Origin of the sequence: Flagellimonas marinaquae, assembly GCF_023716465.1 — a bacterium.
Classification (GTDB): Bacteria; Bacteroidota; Bacteroidia; order Flavobacteriales; family Flavobacteriaceae; genus Flagellimonas; species Flagellimonas alginolytica.
Window position 1 is genome coordinate 630,060 of the sequence record NZ_CP092415.1, and the last position, 17,085, is coordinate 647,144.

A 17,085-nucleotide genomic window follows, 5' to 3' on the forward strand; every position below is an offset into this window, starting at 1 on the left:
ATCATGGTCCTGTTATAACCAATGGTTGTCGTAAGGTTCACGTTGAGGACAATGAAGCAGCTCTTAGCCCCCATAGTAAGATGGCGTCGACCTAAGGAAGAAAAAACCATGGGCACGCTATTTTATGAACTGGCGAAAGGTTTCATCAAAGGCGGATTTATAACTTTCCGAGACATGAAACTCGTTCCCATCGTTCATAATGACCTTGGTCACACTGATATTATTGACAATTTCCCTTATCCGCCCATAGTTGAGGATAGTAGATTTATTGATTCGTATGAAATTTTTAGGCAACACCTTCTCTAATTTTTTTAAGGAAATGCGCAGTACTTTTTTTTCCCCATCCATAATGAAGTTGGCATAATATCCCTCGGAATAGATATAATGAATCGTTTCACGTTTGATAAAATATTGTTTTACTCCTTCTGGAATGACCAAGATCTCTGATTTATCATACTTGCTACTTTGCAAGGAATCCAACACTTGACCATATCTTTTCTCATCCATGTTGGTAGCCTTGGAAAGTGCCTTGTTGAAGCGTTCTGAATCAAAGGGCTTCAAAAGATAATCCATCGCACCGACCTCATATGCCTTGAGAGCAAAATGATCGTATGCAGTTATAAAAATGATGCTGCCAAAAAAATGCCCTTGGATGGCCCTTATCACATCAAAGGCATCCCCATCCTTTAGCTGGATATCGATCAATAGTATATCCGGTTTGACTTCGACAATGGTATTAATTGCCTCTTTCTTACTCATAGAGGTGCCCAATAGCTTTAACAAAGGGTGTTCGTTTATCATATTGACCACTCTTCTCAAAGAGGGCCCCTCATCATCAACAACAACAACTGAATATCTGTTCATGGCAATATCAATTCATTCACAACCCATCCCCCTTCTTGATAAATCCTAAAAGAGTTTCGGTTGGGACTATAATGTTTCAAACGCTTTTTTACATTGGTGAGTCCAAAATTCTCCCGAATCGCAGTCAATCTTGCTCCATTATTACGTATGGTGATTTTTTTGCCCCCCGTTTCCACTTCAACGGCAATCGTAAGTTTTTCGGTGCCCCCCTTAAAACCGTGCTTTATGGCATTCTCGACAATAGGTTGAAGAATCAATATGGGAACCTTTACATTTTCGGTACCCTCATCAATTTTCAAAATAAATTCCAATTGATCTTCAAATCTGATTTTTTCTATCCCCATATACTTTTGGAGATTATCAAGCTCCAATGACAGTGGGACCAGCTTGTTAAAGTCCGAATTTAGCGTCATCCTGAGGAAATCACTTAGGTTGATAAGCATATCCTGGGCCTTCTTTATGTCTTCCTCGAGTATGGATACCACACTATTGAGCGAATTGAAAAGAAAATGGGGCTGCAACTGATATTTGAGGACTTGAAGCTTGGAAACTTCAAGTTTGGTCTCGAGATCCTGTTTTCTTCGCATTTCATGCCTCAGGTTGTGGATGAATTCGTATACATAGAGTATGGTCACTTGGAACAAATAGTTCTTTAGGATATTATTGAAATTCACCAAGGCATAACTCTTCAATCGACCTCCATAATTCTCAAAGGTCTTTTCGACAACCAGTGAATCAAATAGAAATATCAACAATAGATATAATACTACATATAGAACCGCATGGAGGGCCAACAAAAAAAACCTAAATACCGGACGATACTTTACCGAGTAATCGAATATGGGGACCAAGAATACATATAACAACAGAACTCCGGTAATAAAACTACCCAGCGGATAGAAATATACCTGGGCATTGGTCAAGTTTCCAGGGTACATCAGATTGGTCAATACTAGCTGTGAGAGTGTCAATACTCCTAAAAAGAGCCAAACGATAATAATCCATTTCATTCGGTTCATAGGCAATTTTGTTTAAGCAAGGATAGGAGAAGAATTTTAGCAAAATCTCCTGATTTAAGAATTCAAAAGATGTTTATCCGATTAAGGGAATTTGTTTTACCAGGGATTAAGAATTGACCGGTACCTCCAACATTTACTGAACATTCATTTAATAATTTCATTATGAATGGACAAAAAGATAATTGACCAAATCTCAAAAAAGGGACAGTCCCATGCAATCGAACCGTCCCCTTACTAACTCAATGAATTAAACCAACTAGTTCAAATCCCAAAACAATTTGGTGGTAAGTTGATCTCCCCCAATGGCATTGGCGGCAGACTCTCTATTTGCATTGTTTCTGTTTTGTTCATCTATGGGATATGTCAATCGTACTGGAATATCTTCCAATGTGAGCTGTGGAGCTTCATTTAATACCGGATAATCGAACCGTCTCCATTGTAACCAACTTTCTTGCCCCCTATTAAAGAGTGCAATCCACATTTGTGTTCCTATCTTTTGTTTAAAATCACCCTCTGCAGTGGCATAGGCCACTTCTGGTTTGGCCAGATAATCATTTGCTTCGCTCTCCGTCAGGCCCCAAAAGGTAAACGAGGCCTTAATCGCTTCATTGTAGAAATCCTCTGGGGTACCTCCCACGTCGAAACCTCTCGCCGAAGCATCTGCCATCAAAAACATTATCTCCGAATAGTCCAAGATATTTCCTGGAAGATCAGGCTCAGTGAACATATCCCCAAATTGGGAAGTAGTATCGAAATCGCCCCCAGCACCATATTCGCCACCAACATATTCACCGTTAATCGGATTGGAGAAAAATATGTCCCTTCGTGGATCTTCCAGCTCATTAAGCGCATCCACTATCGTATTGGCCATGAAGTAATCGCTCCTACCGCTTAATACCAAGTCGTTCCATAGTGGATTGTTTGCCGGAGGCGAAGCATCATACGCCAATACGGCATTATCTTCATTGCTTTGAAAAACAAAACTTGCAGCTTCCTCTACCAATGATTTTGACAGGGAAGGATTTACATCCGACAATGTCATGGCCAGTTTTATCTTTAAGGAATTACCGAACCTAATCCATTTTTCGGTGTCCCCTCCATAGATTAAATCAGCATTTCCATAACTTCCAAAATCAGCGTCCAACAATAACAACGCATTATCTATCCGTATCAGCAGATCTTGATATATTCCAGAAGCATCATCATACTTTGGTGTAAGGTTTTCTCCATCAAGGGCCTCACTATAGGGTACGTCCCCAAAGGTATCCACCAATTGGCCCATGGTATAGGACTCCAATAGCTCGATGATGGCAAATCGATTATCTTTAATCTTTAACTCAGTTGTCGAAACATATGCCCCTGGAGTCTCAAGTTCTTGTTTCGCATACTTAAGGTCTATCAAGACATCCCGGTACAATGTTCTCCAATAGGTACTGGGAATAGTACGACTCTGAAAATTATATTGACTCTGTTGCGTATATATTGGTGATGATACATACTGGGTCAAAAACCGAAATATATTAGAGTTGATGCTTATGGAAGAATTCATATCGACCAAATTCCGCTGCGCATTTGAAAAGAAGAGCTGATCGGGCACATTTGCCGTTGGGTTCTTAGGGTCACTATTCAATTCTGATAGCTTCTCGTCGTTCGAGCATGATGCAAAAAGTATGAAGCACATCAATCCTGTTATGATATATTTTTTCATTCTTGTTATCTTAAAATTCCAATTTTACATTCAAACCATAATTCTTTGCTGTTGGATAGGCTCCAATTTGTACTCCTTGGGCATTACCCGCACTGAACCCGGCTTCTGGGTCACTGTATTTCATATTCTTGTGTATGATCCAAAGGTTAGATCCCGTTAATGAAATCGAAGCGCCCTGTACACCAAGTTTTCCCAACAAGCGATTAGGAAGGTTATAGGTCAACGCCACTTCCCTAAGTTTCACATAAGAACCATCTTCAACATGATACGCTTGGGGCAGATCACCAAATAGACCTCCTGAAGAGACCGCATCGCTAACATCCGCCAATTTCGCATTGGGACTGCCATCGGGAGCAACACCTGGAAAAACATATCCACCACCGTCTTCCAAATGGTTACGGATGGGGTTGCCAAGGGCATTCGTACCCACAGTTTCCGGGTAGATGCCACTTCCAAATCCATAATAGGTATCCAAGGAATATACATCCCCTCCACTTCTGACATCAATCAAGAAACTAAGGGATAAGTTCTTGTATCTAAATCCATTGTACAGGCCTCCAATCCAGTCTGGATTGGTATCCCCAATCTCTTCATTGGTATCTGATTGCAAATAGGCCCCAGTATCCTGATCGACCACTGGCTGACCATCCAGATAAACAAAGTTGGAACCCCTCAAAGTCCCATAAGGACGTCCAACCGTTGCATTGAAGGTTATACCTGATTGAAATGACTGAACTTCAAAATTGTCAACGCCATCAAATAGGGACAGGACCTTGCTTTGGTTCTTGGACCAGTTAGCCCTCATGTTCCATTCAAAATTAGCAGTTCTTACGGGTGTTCCATGTATGGAAACCTCCAGCCCCTTGTTTTCAATTTCACCGGAGTTGACAAACTTTCGACTATACCCAGTTGCTGTTGAAACGGCCACGTCTATAATTTGGTCTATAGAATTGGTTTTATAGGCCGCTACATCGAATCCCAATCGGTTATTTAAGAATGTGGCCTCCAGTCCAGCCTCAATGCTCTGGGTCTTTTCAGGTTTCAAATTCGGGTTTCTCAATGTTGAGCTTACCGAAGCCAGGTTGGCACCTGCGAACGAACCATCATTGTTCAACAACACGGGACTTACCAAACTTTGGGGAGTACCAAAGTTTCCTACTTCCGCATAGTTCAAGCGTAGTTTACCAAAATTCAACCAATTGGAATCCATCACATTGGAAAAGACAAAGGAAGTGGAAACAGAAGGGTAGAAAAAGCTATTGTTATCCACCGGCAAGGTTGATGCCTTATCCTGTCTAGCCGTAACGTCCATATAAAGGAAGTTCTTATATCCCAAGGACAACGACCCAAATACACCATCGACACCAATCTTACTAAAATCCTCCAAGGGTGGATTGGGAGGATTCAACGAGTTAGAGATAGCAAAAACACCGGGCAATATCAAACCACCATTGGTCTCTGCATATAATATTTCCGTACTTGTCCTTCTGATGTTCATCCCCAACAATGCAGTGACACTGAAGCTTTCATTGAATGTCTTATTATAATGCAGTGTGGCATCATAGTTCAACTCACTGAACCTCCTGTTAAAACTTGAAAAGCTAGGTGTTCCCACACTTCCGATAGCAATACGCTGTTCGCGCAACTCGCTAAAATGATCTACGGACACCCTAAAATTGGCTGACAACCAATCATTGATTCCATATTCAATACCTATATTCCCAAATATTCGGTTACGTTGATCTTCTTGCTGGTTCTTATTGATGGTCCAATAGGGATTGTCCCAGTATTCAGGCCGTTCTGCATCCGGTGTTTTCCAGTTCCATGTAATGTTTCGCCCAGTTTGTTCATAGGCGCGCCTCAAATCCTCTATGTCGGTATTGACCGCCCACCATTGGCGAAAATTCGTCATTAGATTTCTTGCATTTGAACCATCATACCCTGTTCCATTCCTACCTTTACCCCTAGTATTGGTATAGTTTGCATTGGCTGTGACCTTGATATTGTCGGACAGTCTGTATCCCATTGTAGTGCTAAGGTTATTCCTGACCACTTCACTGTTTGGAACGATACCCTGTTGGATACTATTGGAATAGGTTGCCCTAAAATCACTTCGTTCATTACTTCCCGAAAGGGAAATGGAATTGTTATAACTGTATGCCGTTCTAAAGAATGATGAAGGATCGTTTTCGGCGGCCACCCATGGGGTCTTTTGCAAATAGGTAGGTAGTTCCTCTACCAGAGCGTTCCATTGGAACACGTTCAAGTTGGGATCGAATCTTGGACCGAAAGACGCATCATCATTGTACCTGGGCAAAGGATCGATGGTCCCATCCCCATCCAGATCCAATGTCGTACGAAAGCCATCGGTGAACGAACCCGACCCTGTGGTGATATCACCAAAATAACCTTGACCGTATTCCTTTTGGTATTTTACAAAAGTACTTTTGTCCATTCGGCTTACCGTAAAACCAGAGTTAATCGTTATCCCTAGATTATCACCGCTTTTCCCACGTTTGGTGGTAATGATTATGGCACCGTTTGCCGCCCTTGACCCATATAGTGCGGTCGCAGCGGCTCCTTTAAGAATATTCACCGATTCAATTATGGATGGATCCAAGTCTGAAACAGGGTTGCCATAATCATATCCTCCTCTCCCGCCTCCAACATCATTGTTTCCGTTACCATAGGTGACATCCAGGTTACCAGGTTCATTGTTGATGGGAACCCCATCCACAACAAACAGGGCTTGATTATCCCCATTAATGGAGGTCACTCCCCTTATGATAACATTGGTGGATCCTCCAAGGTTGTTGTTCCTAGTAATGTTCACCCCAGCGGCCTTCCCTGAAAGCGAATTGATGACATTGTTTTCACCGGGAACATTGACCTGATCGCCCTCCAATTCGGTAGTAGCATAACCGAGTGATTTCTTTTCCCTTGATATGCCAAGTGCCGTGACCACCACTTCATCCAGTTGTTCATTGGATTGCAAGAGCACCACATCAATGACATCGGAAGTACCGACCGATAGGTTCTTGGTGGCAAAACCGATATAACTGAATTGTAATTGCTGCCCGGTGTTGGCCTCAATGGCATAGTTTCCATCAAAATCCGTCTGGGTTCCCACTGTGGTACCGACCAAAACAATCGAAACCCCGGGCAGCGGTGCCCCTGCTTGATCTGTAACATTACCTGACACCGTTCTTTGTTGTGCATGGGCCAAACCTATGGCCGACATGAAAAGCAACAAGGCATTTCTGAAATTTTTGAATTTCATGTAGTTTGAGTTTATTATTCGTTAGTATTTTTTATTACCTAAGGGCAAGGGACCATCAGGTTGTCTTTTTGAAAACAGAGATCTAAACTTTCCCTTAGATAAGCACCTAAAAAACTAAATTCCCATACACGTATTGATTTCTTGATACGTAAGGGCTTTAATTTGATATCAGACTCTTTTTTTGTGAAGTTTGTTTTTAGAAGCCTTTACCAGAAGATCAAAAGTTTATATCAAATTACCTGCTTTTAATACCAATTAGAACAAGCTTATGCTCATAGGGAGTATCTTAATACAGGATTATCGTCCAAATAACCAAGACCGTAAAAAATGTGATCTGGGCAACTATAGCTAAGTAAATACAGGAACCATCATCTCCGTATTCCTGAAATCAGGAACCATTTGGCAATTAAAAAATACATTTTGCACCAGGTCATATCCCATTAAAAAGTGTAAAGGATGAAATCATCCCAGTTTTACATTTTCTCATTGACCATACGAAGTCGTACATACAAAATAGTAGGTCGAAAGGAGTCGGAAAAAGACATACATACTGCCGAAAATGGCAGAAGACCCAAAATTTTGGCAAATAGTTCAAGCATAAAGTAGTTCTATCCAATGGATGGCATGGACCATTATATAGTTTCAACCGCCAAAATAGGTGTTGCCCTTTATAACCGGGATAGGACTAAACTGGGCCTTTTCAGACACCCAATCATAGTGGTTCCCATACTCAATGCTGTGACATTGTCGGATTAAATCAACTTTTAAAATTATTATTGACCAAAAACAACATTTATGAAAAAATTGATAGGTATATTTTGTCTATTAGGATTTGTATCCTTCAACAATCCTCCGAAGGATAACAAGAAGTGGATTGCCGATTTCGAAAAACTTAAGACTGAAATGGTCAATGGTTATTCCAATTTAAAATTTGCAAGGGAAAAAGAAAGATTGAACCTCAAAAAACTGAACGAGAAAACCCTGCTAGGGTTGGAAAGCGCCAAAAGTAGGGGAGAAGCCCAAAGTGTCATCAGGGAATTTCTCAAATCCTTTAATGACGGTCATTTACGGGCGAGAATATATAATGTTCCCGGCAATACAAACATAAAGACAATGTCAGGGTCCTCGGCGCTCACGAACAAGGACATGGCAGCTACTGCATTGATTAAGATGGCTTATGAAAAAAGGGAGCCTAAATTTACGATACACTATGATTCGGTACCGGGATATGAAATGCTAAGCACGGACGAAAACCCATTTCCCTCGGCTATCATAGAGGAACAAAATCATAGGATCGGGGTTTTGCGGATTGGATTTTTTGGTTATTGGAGGTACTGGGACACAGCCTCTAACCTTTGGGAGGAGTTTCGAAAGAGCTTTGATGGCGATTGTGACAGGGAATGTGAATGGTCCTTCACCCAAAAGGTGGAAAATAAACTGACTCAGCTATTGATACAAAATATTTTGGAATTAAAATCAAGAAATATTGATGCCCTAGTAGTGGATGTCTCTGGAAATGGCGGAGGAACTGAATGGTATGAGGCTGTCGCCAGATTGTTCTCAGCCGATAAACTTGTTGACCCACCCTTCTATTTTACCAATCATACCATATGGCAAAACGTATTAACCAATCAACTCAAGCTCATTGACGATGACCTCAACAACACAGCAATACAAGTGGAGCTAAGAACATCACTTCGGGGCCACCGAAAATTTATCGAAGGACTACTCAAAAATTCCATAGATCACTGCGAAACCAATCAAGTATGGTTGAACAATGATCTTAATTGCCTGAAGTTGGCACACCATCCCTATGCCTACCAATTGCCCAGAGATATTATGGATCATCCACAATTTATGGAACTTCGATCGAAATATATCCTTCAAACACATCGCTTCATGCCTTATACAAGAGGTGTGTATGATACGTCTGACCGTCTTTTTATTGTCCAGGACCATAGGTCAGGATCTGCAACTGAAGGGTTTAGCTCCATCCTTCAATCCAATGGTGCAGCCATCATAGTTGGCGAGACAAGTTTTGGTGCCGGTTGCGGATACACCAATGGTGGATTTGAAGTAGTACTAGAAAATATAGGCTTGGCCGTAAAGATGCCTGACTGCGTAAGATTGCGCAATGATGGTAAAAACGAGTTTATGGGAATCAATCCAGATATTCCTATTCATTGGTCTAAAGACAACAGTAGTTTTCAAAAAGGAAATATGGTCATTGAAAGTATCTGGGATTATGTAAGGAATTAAGTGGGACTGCAGGTTTCTTGCATCAGCACATCAGGGTTATATCAAATTAATTGGGTTTCATATCAATTCCAAATATCAAGACCAAAACAAATGTACTTTTAACCTGTAAAAAAATCCGTTGAGCTTTGTTCTCATTGATTGATTTTTTGAATTAGCTACCAAAGCCCCCCAGCAGGGGGGCTTTTATTCTTTAGTCATGTATAAGTATTATTTTCTTTTTATTCTCTGCGCATCATTTCAGTCGATATCAGCCCAGTCTTTAGGATTGGGTGAATTTAGAAATATCCAAGCTATCAATGTACAAATGAGAACCTTGGTCAAGGACGGCACAACATGTATTGAAGTGATCAAGGACCAGGACATGGATCAACCTAGCCAGCCAACGTTTGCGAAAATAGGCGATGTTTCATTTACCAACGGTAGGATTGAGCTCGAAGCCTATAGCTCCATTGTAGAGGGCGCTCCAGTAGAGGCCAGGGGATTCATAGGTATCGCTTTTCATATCAATGAGGACAATACACATTTTGAATGCATTTATATTAGACCCCGGAACGGACGGGATCTAAATCAATTGAGGCGTAATCATTCTACACAATATTTTGCTTATCCCAATTATCCCTTCTCCAAATTGCGTAAAGAAAATCCCGGAAAATATGAATCCTATACGGACATGGAGCTGCACACCTGGATTCCTATCAGGATTGAAGTCCATAATCGAACGGCTAGACTCTATCTTCATGGAAATGAACAACCATCATTGATAGTGAACGATTTAAAAAATACATTTCATAAGAAGGGGGCCATAGGGTTATTTGTGGATAACGGCACCCGGGGTTATTTTAGAGACATTAGCGTGACCAATTTGGATAATTGAAAGAGAAATACTAAAGATACTGGAAGAGCGAAAGGACTTTTTTGAAACTAAAAATACTGTTACAAAATTGGGGTATGATAGAATGCTTCATGAATTCAAAGAATACAAAAAGTACTGTAATGAAATCCTCCTTAAGGTGAAGAATGTGGAGCCTATGATGGAAGGCCCTATTTAAAAACCAATATGGGTATCGGGGATTTTGATAGTTTAAAACATCGATTAAACCAGCAACCATGTACCGCAACATCACAGCACAGAAAATGGGCAGTACCTACAACTCGAGAGCAGGAAACTATGTAGACCATCTTGTAAAGGAAAAAGAGAACAGATTGCCCGACCAAAGAGAGGATTTCTTTGACTGAGAGAGCGTCGGCATATGTCCTCAAACAATCATCGAGGAAATAGATGCCAACACGACCAATTTAAGGCAGAGAACCTGAAATATCATGTCAAGACCGAGCACGAACATACCACTACGGGCTTTGATAGACAGGTTCAGGAGAATGCTCCCTACCGAGGGGAAGTAGCAAGACTCAGGAACGAGATACTTAAAGTGAACGGGGCAAATCCATCGGGAATGCCAAGGAGCTCAAAAAAGGATAGTAGAGTAAACAAGATTGGTCCCACATAAACATAACGTGCAATTGGTGCTCGCCGGGATACATAAGGAGGAGTTGCCCATCATCGTCAGCAGAAGGGGCCCAACCAACAACCTCTATGATTTCACCAATGGCGAAGCACAGGGCATCGGAAGTGGAACTGAACAAAAAAACGGTCAAGGGAGGGTTTAATCGGGACAGTTTTTACCAAGCAGACGAAAAGACCTTTGACAGGACAATGGGGTTCAAAAGGAACTATGTGGAATCCTACATTGGGAGAAAGGTCCATGCCAAGGAACCAGGGAAGTCCTTTGTCAAGGCAATGAGGTTGCACATCAAGAGAAAGGAGGCCCTTAAACCCCTTATGATTATGGGTGTCCAAGTGCCTTTTACCTGCCAATAAAGTTCAGGGGACGGCCACTACAATCAAGACCCATGCGCAAGGGTGGAGGGCAAGAACTAGGGCCTTATTGATCTATTTTCAATAAAATGTTTTTACGGGAAACCTGCATAGAAAGAACAAAACTTAATTTTTGAGATTTCATATCAAATATGTTCACTATTACTTAACTTAGCTGCCCATGACCAAAAATAAGTTCAATACTTATATAGCATATTTATTCATAGCTGCTTACCTCTCTTTAAAAGTGGTAAGTTTTCATGTTTTTGTTCATGAAGATGATAACGTTTTGGAGTGTCAAGTTTGTGAATTTATAGCGGTTGCTAACTCGGCGCCGCAAATTAATGGTACTTCAGAATACAATGTACAAACATACTTTACACATTCAACTTTTGTAGTAGAGAAGAATTATGATTTTGTTTCAAAAAAATCACTGAAAAAAGAGAAACTGTTCTCTAGACCTCCTCCTCATTTTTTATAGTTTACACTTCTACATTTTCGAAGAAATAAATCAATCATTAGTGTTTACATGTCTTATGATATAAGGCGGCAGGTACACCCATTCATGTAAATACTTTCAAATCATAAAAAAATATTCTCTCCTCTTATAAGGAGCAGCATAGTAGATAGCGCTTTTGAAATCTCATTGGTCTTACGGTTGTACCCAGAGAACAACGGGTATGGCATATATGTTCAAAGTCTTTTGAGGATAACATCAAAAAATAGAGATATATCTACCAATAAACAACCAAACTATAAATGAAAAAATCTATAATACTCCTATTAATACTTTTTAGTAATAATTACTTATTTGCCCAGGACACAGGAAAAATCACTGGAAAAGTTACCGATCAAAACTCTCACCCTATATATCTGGCAAACTTGTCGATTGATAATCAAACAGGTACTGTTACCGATGAAGACGGAACCTATAGCCTTAACTCATTAGAGCCCGGGGAGTACGTAATTACTGTTAGTATGTTGGGATATAAAACCTTACGTCAAAAGATAACGGTTTCAGCTGGAGAAACAAGTACGGCCAATTTTGTCTTTGAAGAATCACTTAACCTACTGGATGACATTGTGGTTTTGGGCCAGCGTAAAAAAATAGTGTCAGCAACCCGTTCCAATATGGAATTGATTGATATACCAATGGCAGTCCAGGTGGTTGATCGGCACGTGCTTAAACAACAGCAAATAATTAATTTAAGAGAAGTTTTTAGAAACGTAAGCGGCATACAAAATACCGCAGCTTGGGGAAACGGTTCTCGTAGGCTGGAAATTTCAGCCAGAGGATTTTTACTCAATGATGCCAACTACCGTAGAAATGGATTACTTATTTCCAATGAAGGAAATCATTTTTCCGATCATATAGAAGAAGTACAGATATTAAAAGGTCCAGCCTCGGTATTGTATGGCGATGTTTCCCCAGGGGGCGTAGTAAATTTTGTGACCAAAAAACCAAAGGATTTTGATTTTGTTCAAGTAAAGTACACAACTGGCTCATGGGGCTTGGTAAGGCCTTCTTTGGACTTTAACAAAGTGCTCAATGCAAGTGGTTCTTTGGCTATGCGTGTGAATGCAACCTATGAAAAGGCCGATAGTTATCGTGACCATGTCAGTAATGAGTATATTATGTTGGCACCTTCATTTTCTTATAAGCCAAACAATAATTTCTCGTGGACTGTCGAAGGCTTGCTTAGGGACGATAGTAGCGTGGAAGATTCAGGTATTTTTGTGCCAAGTGTTACGCTGGAAGAAGCTAGAAGCGTGCCGTACAATAGGTTCTATGGCAATCCAGCTAGTAGAAATGAATTCACGGAAACAAGCTTGGTATCAACGCTTCAATATAAGTTGACCCCTAATTTACAGTTACGGCTTACCAATCAGTACCAATCTGTACCTAGATTGAATAGAGGTCTTTGGCAGAATTGGGTTTATAGCCCTGGAGATGTCGTTCCCCTTAGCTCTTTTGGAATAGATTCGACCGACCCTGAAAATCATCCTTCTTTAGCCAGATTGGATGTAGAAGTAGTGAATGGAGGGCAGGATCTTTTGCTAAATGAGCACGTTATCGAATTTGGAAATTCGGCAACTTTTAATGATTTGGTAAACTTTGCCAACTTGTTGGAAGTTAATTATGAGTTTAATACAGGATTGGTAAAACATAACGCGTTTGCAGGTTTTGATTACACTTTCTCTACCGATAGAATTACCTACCAAAGATTTCCAAATGCTATAGGGTCTTTTGATAATCCGGACCCGACAATCATTAATAATCTATTTGAGTTGAACACAGACCCAAACCCTTATAAAGATACGCTATCACGTACAGGGTTTAACCTTCAAAATCAAATAATGCTCATGGACGATAGATTACATGTACTGATGGGATTACGATTCAACTGGTACAAAAGAGATAGGAATTACGACAGTGAATCGGAAAGACCGGCAGATTATAAAAACGAGGTCGATAAACCAGTCATCCCAAGACTTGGACTGTTATACAAATTAAAGCCAAACGTTTCTTTATATGCTTCTTATGCAGAAAGTTTTGAGGTAAATGGGAGGCATCGATACAAACCGGAAGAGTTTTTGGATCCAACCCTAGGAAAACAATTTGAAGGAGGTGTTAAAGCCAATTTCTTTAATGAAAGGTTAGGGGTTACTTTGGCTGCCTTTGAATTAAGAAAAGAAAATCAACCCAGCTTTATTCTTACTGAACTGGCCGATGAAAGTGGACTCTCATATGATCCTTCCGAGGTGTCTATAGATGGCCATATCTTATACATATCCAAAGCACAAAGAAGCCGAGGAATAGAATTGGATTTTAGTGGTAGGATTACTGATGAATTAAGCGTTCAAGGAAACTACACGTATTTACAAACCGAGATTTTGGATGACATCGTTTTTGAAGAGGGTAACGAACTGGAAAATGCACCCAACCATAGTATCGGTTTATGGTCAAACTATGCTTTTACCAATAAACTTAAAGGATTGTCCTTAGGATATGGTATTTTTCATCAAGCGCAATATTTTGGGGATAAAGCAAACTCCGATGCACAGCTACATCCCGCAAACACAAAAATGTCTTTGGCTCTAGGGTACGAAACCAAAAAAATTCAACTACGTATGAATATTGAAAATTTAACCGATGAGCGCACCTATTTTAATTCATTTGGATACTACTGGTTACCACAACCTCCAAGAAGAGTCTTGTTTACGGTAGGGTATAATTTTTAGAAATAACAAAGTAATGCTTATAGATACAAGTAGAAGAAAATTCATGGAATATGCAGCTATAACAGCTAGTGTAGTCGCGTTACCTTCCTCATTGTGGGGATCGACCGCTAGGAGTAAATTTGATTTACCCAAAGAGAATAGTGCTGATTTCTGGTTGGAGCTATCAAGAAAGGCCTACCATAAAAACGCTGAAATAATTAGCACAATGGCCAACCAAAAACCTGTTTTGGCTGTCATCAAAAACAATGCTTATGGTCTTGGGGATGTTGAAGTGGCCAAAATATTGGACACTAGTGTCCATATAGAAGGCTTTGCATTGGTTAAAGCCGATAGAGCTTTGGCTTTAAGAAAAGCTGGAATCAAAAAAAACATACTGCTTATGGGTGATTTTGATGAAAGCTTAGGTCAAGACCTAGTTGAAAATGACATTGTTCTGAGTATTTTTTCCGCACATGCCTTACAAAAAATCAAAAGCTTATCCAATAACTCAAAAAAGCAAATAAGTACAGCCCTTTATATTGATACTGGCTTAGGGAGAATGGGAATTCCTTTCAACCAAGCCTTTGAGTTGGCAACCGCTGCGTCTGGTAGTTTAGGCTTAAATATTAAGTATACTTTTTCTACTTTGACCACACCAAAGGACTTTGCCAAAGAGCAGATCAGAATTTTTAATGACTTAATTCAAGAGTTGTCAAGAGAAGGTGTCAATGTGGGAAAAACACATTTGGCACCTTCTTTTTCGCTGATAGACTTACCTAGTTCACATCAAGATATGGTACGACCAGGTATTTTAATTCATGGTTCATACCCATTGGCCAATATGGATGCGTCAAAAAAATGGCCACTAATGCCTACGTATCGTTTAAAGTCACGTGTAATGCGTCTTGAAAAACTATCTGCTGGAGATACCATTGGTTTTTCAAGGTTTTATAAAGTAACTAAAGACGAATGGATTGCCACACTGCCCATTGGCTGGGGAGACGGCTACGATAGTGGCGCTGAAAACGGCGCTAAAGTACTTCTAAATGGAGCCTTATATCCTGTTATCAATGTAAATGCCAATCATACAAATATCTCATTGGGTGCCAATACTATGGTAAAGGTTGGCGATATAGCAACATTGATAGGTCCGGAAAAACCGGAGATCACACCTGAAGGGTTTGGTAAATTGGTCAAAAGGCATAATTACCTTCAAATCAATTATAAAGAGTCTATCCCAAAATTAATTTTCGATGTCTTTTAGAAATTTACGGTTTTACATATTATTATTTTTTTCTTTGGGCGCTAATGCTCAGCGTGAAAATTACCTTAAGCTTCCCGACCAAAAAGTAACGCTTTATTACGAGGATGAAGGCTCAGGAAATCCAATCATTTTTATTCCTGGCTGGACGATGACCACGCGTTTTTTTTCCAAACAAAAGGAATATTTCTCCAAACAGTACCGATTTATAACTTTTGACCCAAGGGGTCAAGGGGAATCTCAAAAAACATCAGTTGGGAATTCCTATGATGTACATGCACAAGACCTTGCGGAATTTATAAAACTATTAAAGCTAAAAAATGTGGTATTGGTCGGATGGTCCAGTGGCTGTATTACCATGTTCGAGTATCTAAAGCAATTTGGAACAGGGAATATTAAACAAGTCTTTTTTATAGATGAAACCCCTAAATGGGTAGGCGACATGGATTTCGAATGGGTATACGGAAACTTTGATGACTACCGTTCAAGTCTATTGGGATTAACCCGCTCAAGAACCAGGGATGCCGCTGGCACAGTGAACTGGATGTTACAAAACCCCGTGAGTGATAATGATAAAAAATGGATGGTAAACGATATGTTGAAAACACCAAACCATGTTGCATTGAGCTTATATATTGATGGTTTAGCGGCGGATTATATAGATGTGGTCAAAAACACTGAAACTCCATCTAGATCAGCTTTCTTTTTAAGGGATTCATGGTATGGAAAAGCAAGTTTATGGTTAAACAAGGAAGCACCGTTTTTTAATACTGTTGCTATAACGAGCCATGCAATGTTTTGGGAGAAACCAAAAGAATTCAACGACCTATTAATGGGTTACTTAAAGGATTAGAGATAGCTCGTCCATCGTAACTTAGTAACAATAATTAAACCACTATGATGCTACAAGCAAAAAACCTAACCAAAAAATATGGGGAGCATACAGCTCTTGATCAACTTAACCTTACCGTAAATACTGGGGACATTTATTGTCTTTTAGGAGCGAACGGAGCTGGGAAGTCCACTACAATCAACCTCTTTCTGGATTTTGTAAAGCCCACTTCGGGTTATGCATTAATTGAAGGTGTAGAAGTCGCAAAGCATCCCGTAAAAACAAAAGAGAAGATTGCTTACATTCCTGAAAACCTGAACCTTTACGCCGAATTGTCGGGACTGGAAAACCTACAGTATTTTGTTGGCATATCAGGAAAAAAATACGAAAAAGACGAACTCATTATGTTTCTGAATGAAGTTGGCCTTCAGGAGAGTGCCCACATGCAAAGAATCAAAGGTTACTCAAAAGGAATGCGTCAAAAAGTAGGAATAGCCATAGCACTGGCCAAAAAAGCGAAGGTACTTTTGCTTGACGAGCCTACATCGGGTTTAGACCCGAAGGCTAGCAATGAATTTTCAGAATTGCTACTAAAGTTAAAAAAACAGGGTACAGCAACCCTTATGGCCACACACGATTTGTTTAGGGCCAAAGAAACAGGTACCAAAATAGGTATCATGAAATCCGGTAGTCTGGTTGACGAACTCTCTTCAACAGATATTAACCACACCAATCTTGAAAAGCTCTATCTGGCCCACATGAATTAA

Annotated in this window: 14 protein-coding genes; 10 read left to right on the forward strand and 4 right to left on the reverse strand. The window is 40.1% G+C overall.

From position 1 onward, the window contains the following. Positions 1–117: 117 nt before the first annotated feature. The 4 genes from MJO53_RS02980 to MJO53_RS02995 form a co-directional block, all read right to left on the reverse strand. Positions 118–864 carry a LytR/AlgR family response regulator transcription factor gene (locus tag MJO53_RS02980; RefSeq protein WP_252080416.1) on the reverse strand — a complete coding sequence of 249 codons (747 nt, stop codon included), beginning with the start codon at positions 862–864 and terminating at the stop codon, positions 118–120. Next, positions 861–1,874, reverse strand: coding sequence for a sensor histidine kinase (locus MJO53_RS02985; RefSeq protein ID WP_252080417.1), 1,014 nt, complete (start codon positions 1,872–1,874; stop codon positions 861–863). Before MJO53_RS02985 ends, MJO53_RS02980 begins: the two co-directional genes overlap by 4 nt. A 265-nt stretch (positions 1,875–2,139) precedes the next feature. Next, a complete protein-coding gene (locus MJO53_RS02990) occupies positions 2,140–3,591 on the reverse strand; it encodes a SusD/RagB family nutrient-binding outer membrane lipoprotein (protein WP_252080418.1) in 1,452 nt (483 codons plus the stop codon). 10 nt (positions 3,592–3,601) lie between these two features. Next, positions 3,602–6,871, reverse strand: a complete 3,270-nt coding sequence (locus MJO53_RS02995; RefSeq protein ID WP_252080419.1) for a SusC/RagA family TonB-linked outer membrane protein — start codon at positions 6,869–6,871, stop codon at positions 3,602–3,604. 795 nt (positions 6,872–7,666) lie between these two features. On the opposite strand from MJO53_RS02995, the gene MJO53_RS03000 reads away from it, so the two are divergent. From MJO53_RS03000 to MJO53_RS03040, 10 genes are all read left to right on the forward strand, one after another. Then, positions 7,667–9,130 carry a S41 family peptidase gene (locus MJO53_RS03000; RefSeq protein WP_252080420.1) on the forward strand — a complete coding sequence of 488 codons (1,464 nt, stop codon included), beginning with the start codon at positions 7,667–7,669 and terminating at the stop codon, positions 9,128–9,130. Positions 9,131–9,434: 304 nt separating this feature from the next. Then, positions 9,435–10,004: a hypothetical protein gene (locus MJO53_RS03005; protein ID WP_252080421.1), complete on the forward strand. Its 570-nt coding sequence runs from the start codon at positions 9,435–9,437 to the stop codon at positions 10,002–10,004. A gap of 233 nt (positions 10,005–10,237) precedes the next feature. Next, positions 10,238–10,366: a hypothetical protein gene (locus tag MJO53_RS16925; protein WP_286037771.1), complete on the forward strand. Its 129-nt coding sequence runs from the start codon at positions 10,238–10,240 to the stop codon at positions 10,364–10,366. A gap of 14 nt (positions 10,367–10,380) precedes the next feature. Beyond that, positions 10,381–10,635 (forward strand): hypothetical protein, encoded by a 255-nt coding sequence (locus MJO53_RS03010; RefSeq protein ID WP_252080422.1) that lies wholly within the window; start codon positions 10,381–10,383, stop codon positions 10,633–10,635. An 86-nt stretch (positions 10,636–10,721) separates the two neighbouring features. Continuing rightward, positions 10,722–11,006 (forward strand): DUF5712 family protein, encoded by a 285-nt coding sequence (locus MJO53_RS03015; protein ID WP_252080423.1) that lies wholly within the window; start codon positions 10,722–10,724, stop codon positions 11,004–11,006. A gap of 178 nt (positions 11,007–11,184) precedes the next feature. Next, positions 11,185–11,484 (forward strand): hypothetical protein, encoded by a 300-nt coding sequence (locus MJO53_RS03020; RefSeq protein WP_252080424.1) that lies wholly within the window; start codon positions 11,185–11,187, stop codon positions 11,482–11,484. Between the two features lie 278 nt (positions 11,485–11,762). After that, positions 11,763–14,246 (forward strand): TonB-dependent receptor, encoded by a 2,484-nt coding sequence (locus tag MJO53_RS03025; RefSeq protein ID WP_252080425.1) that lies wholly within the window; start codon positions 11,763–11,765, stop codon positions 14,244–14,246. 13 nt (positions 14,247–14,259) lie between these two features. Continuing rightward, positions 14,260–15,489 carry an alanine racemase gene (gene alr, locus MJO53_RS03030; protein WP_252080426.1) on the forward strand — a complete coding sequence of 410 codons (1,230 nt, stop codon included), beginning with the start codon at positions 14,260–14,262 and terminating at the stop codon, positions 15,487–15,489. Continuing rightward, positions 15,479–16,339: an alpha/beta fold hydrolase gene (locus tag MJO53_RS03035; protein ID WP_252080427.1), complete on the forward strand. Its 861-nt coding sequence runs from the start codon at positions 15,479–15,481 to the stop codon at positions 16,337–16,339. Before alr ends, MJO53_RS03035 begins: the two co-directional genes overlap by 11 nt. A gap of 47 nt (positions 16,340–16,386) precedes the next feature. Beyond that, on the forward strand, positions 16,387–17,085 hold the full coding sequence (locus tag MJO53_RS03040) for an ABC transporter ATP-binding protein (protein ID WP_252081215.1): 699 nt from the start codon (positions 16,387–16,389) through the stop codon (positions 17,083–17,085).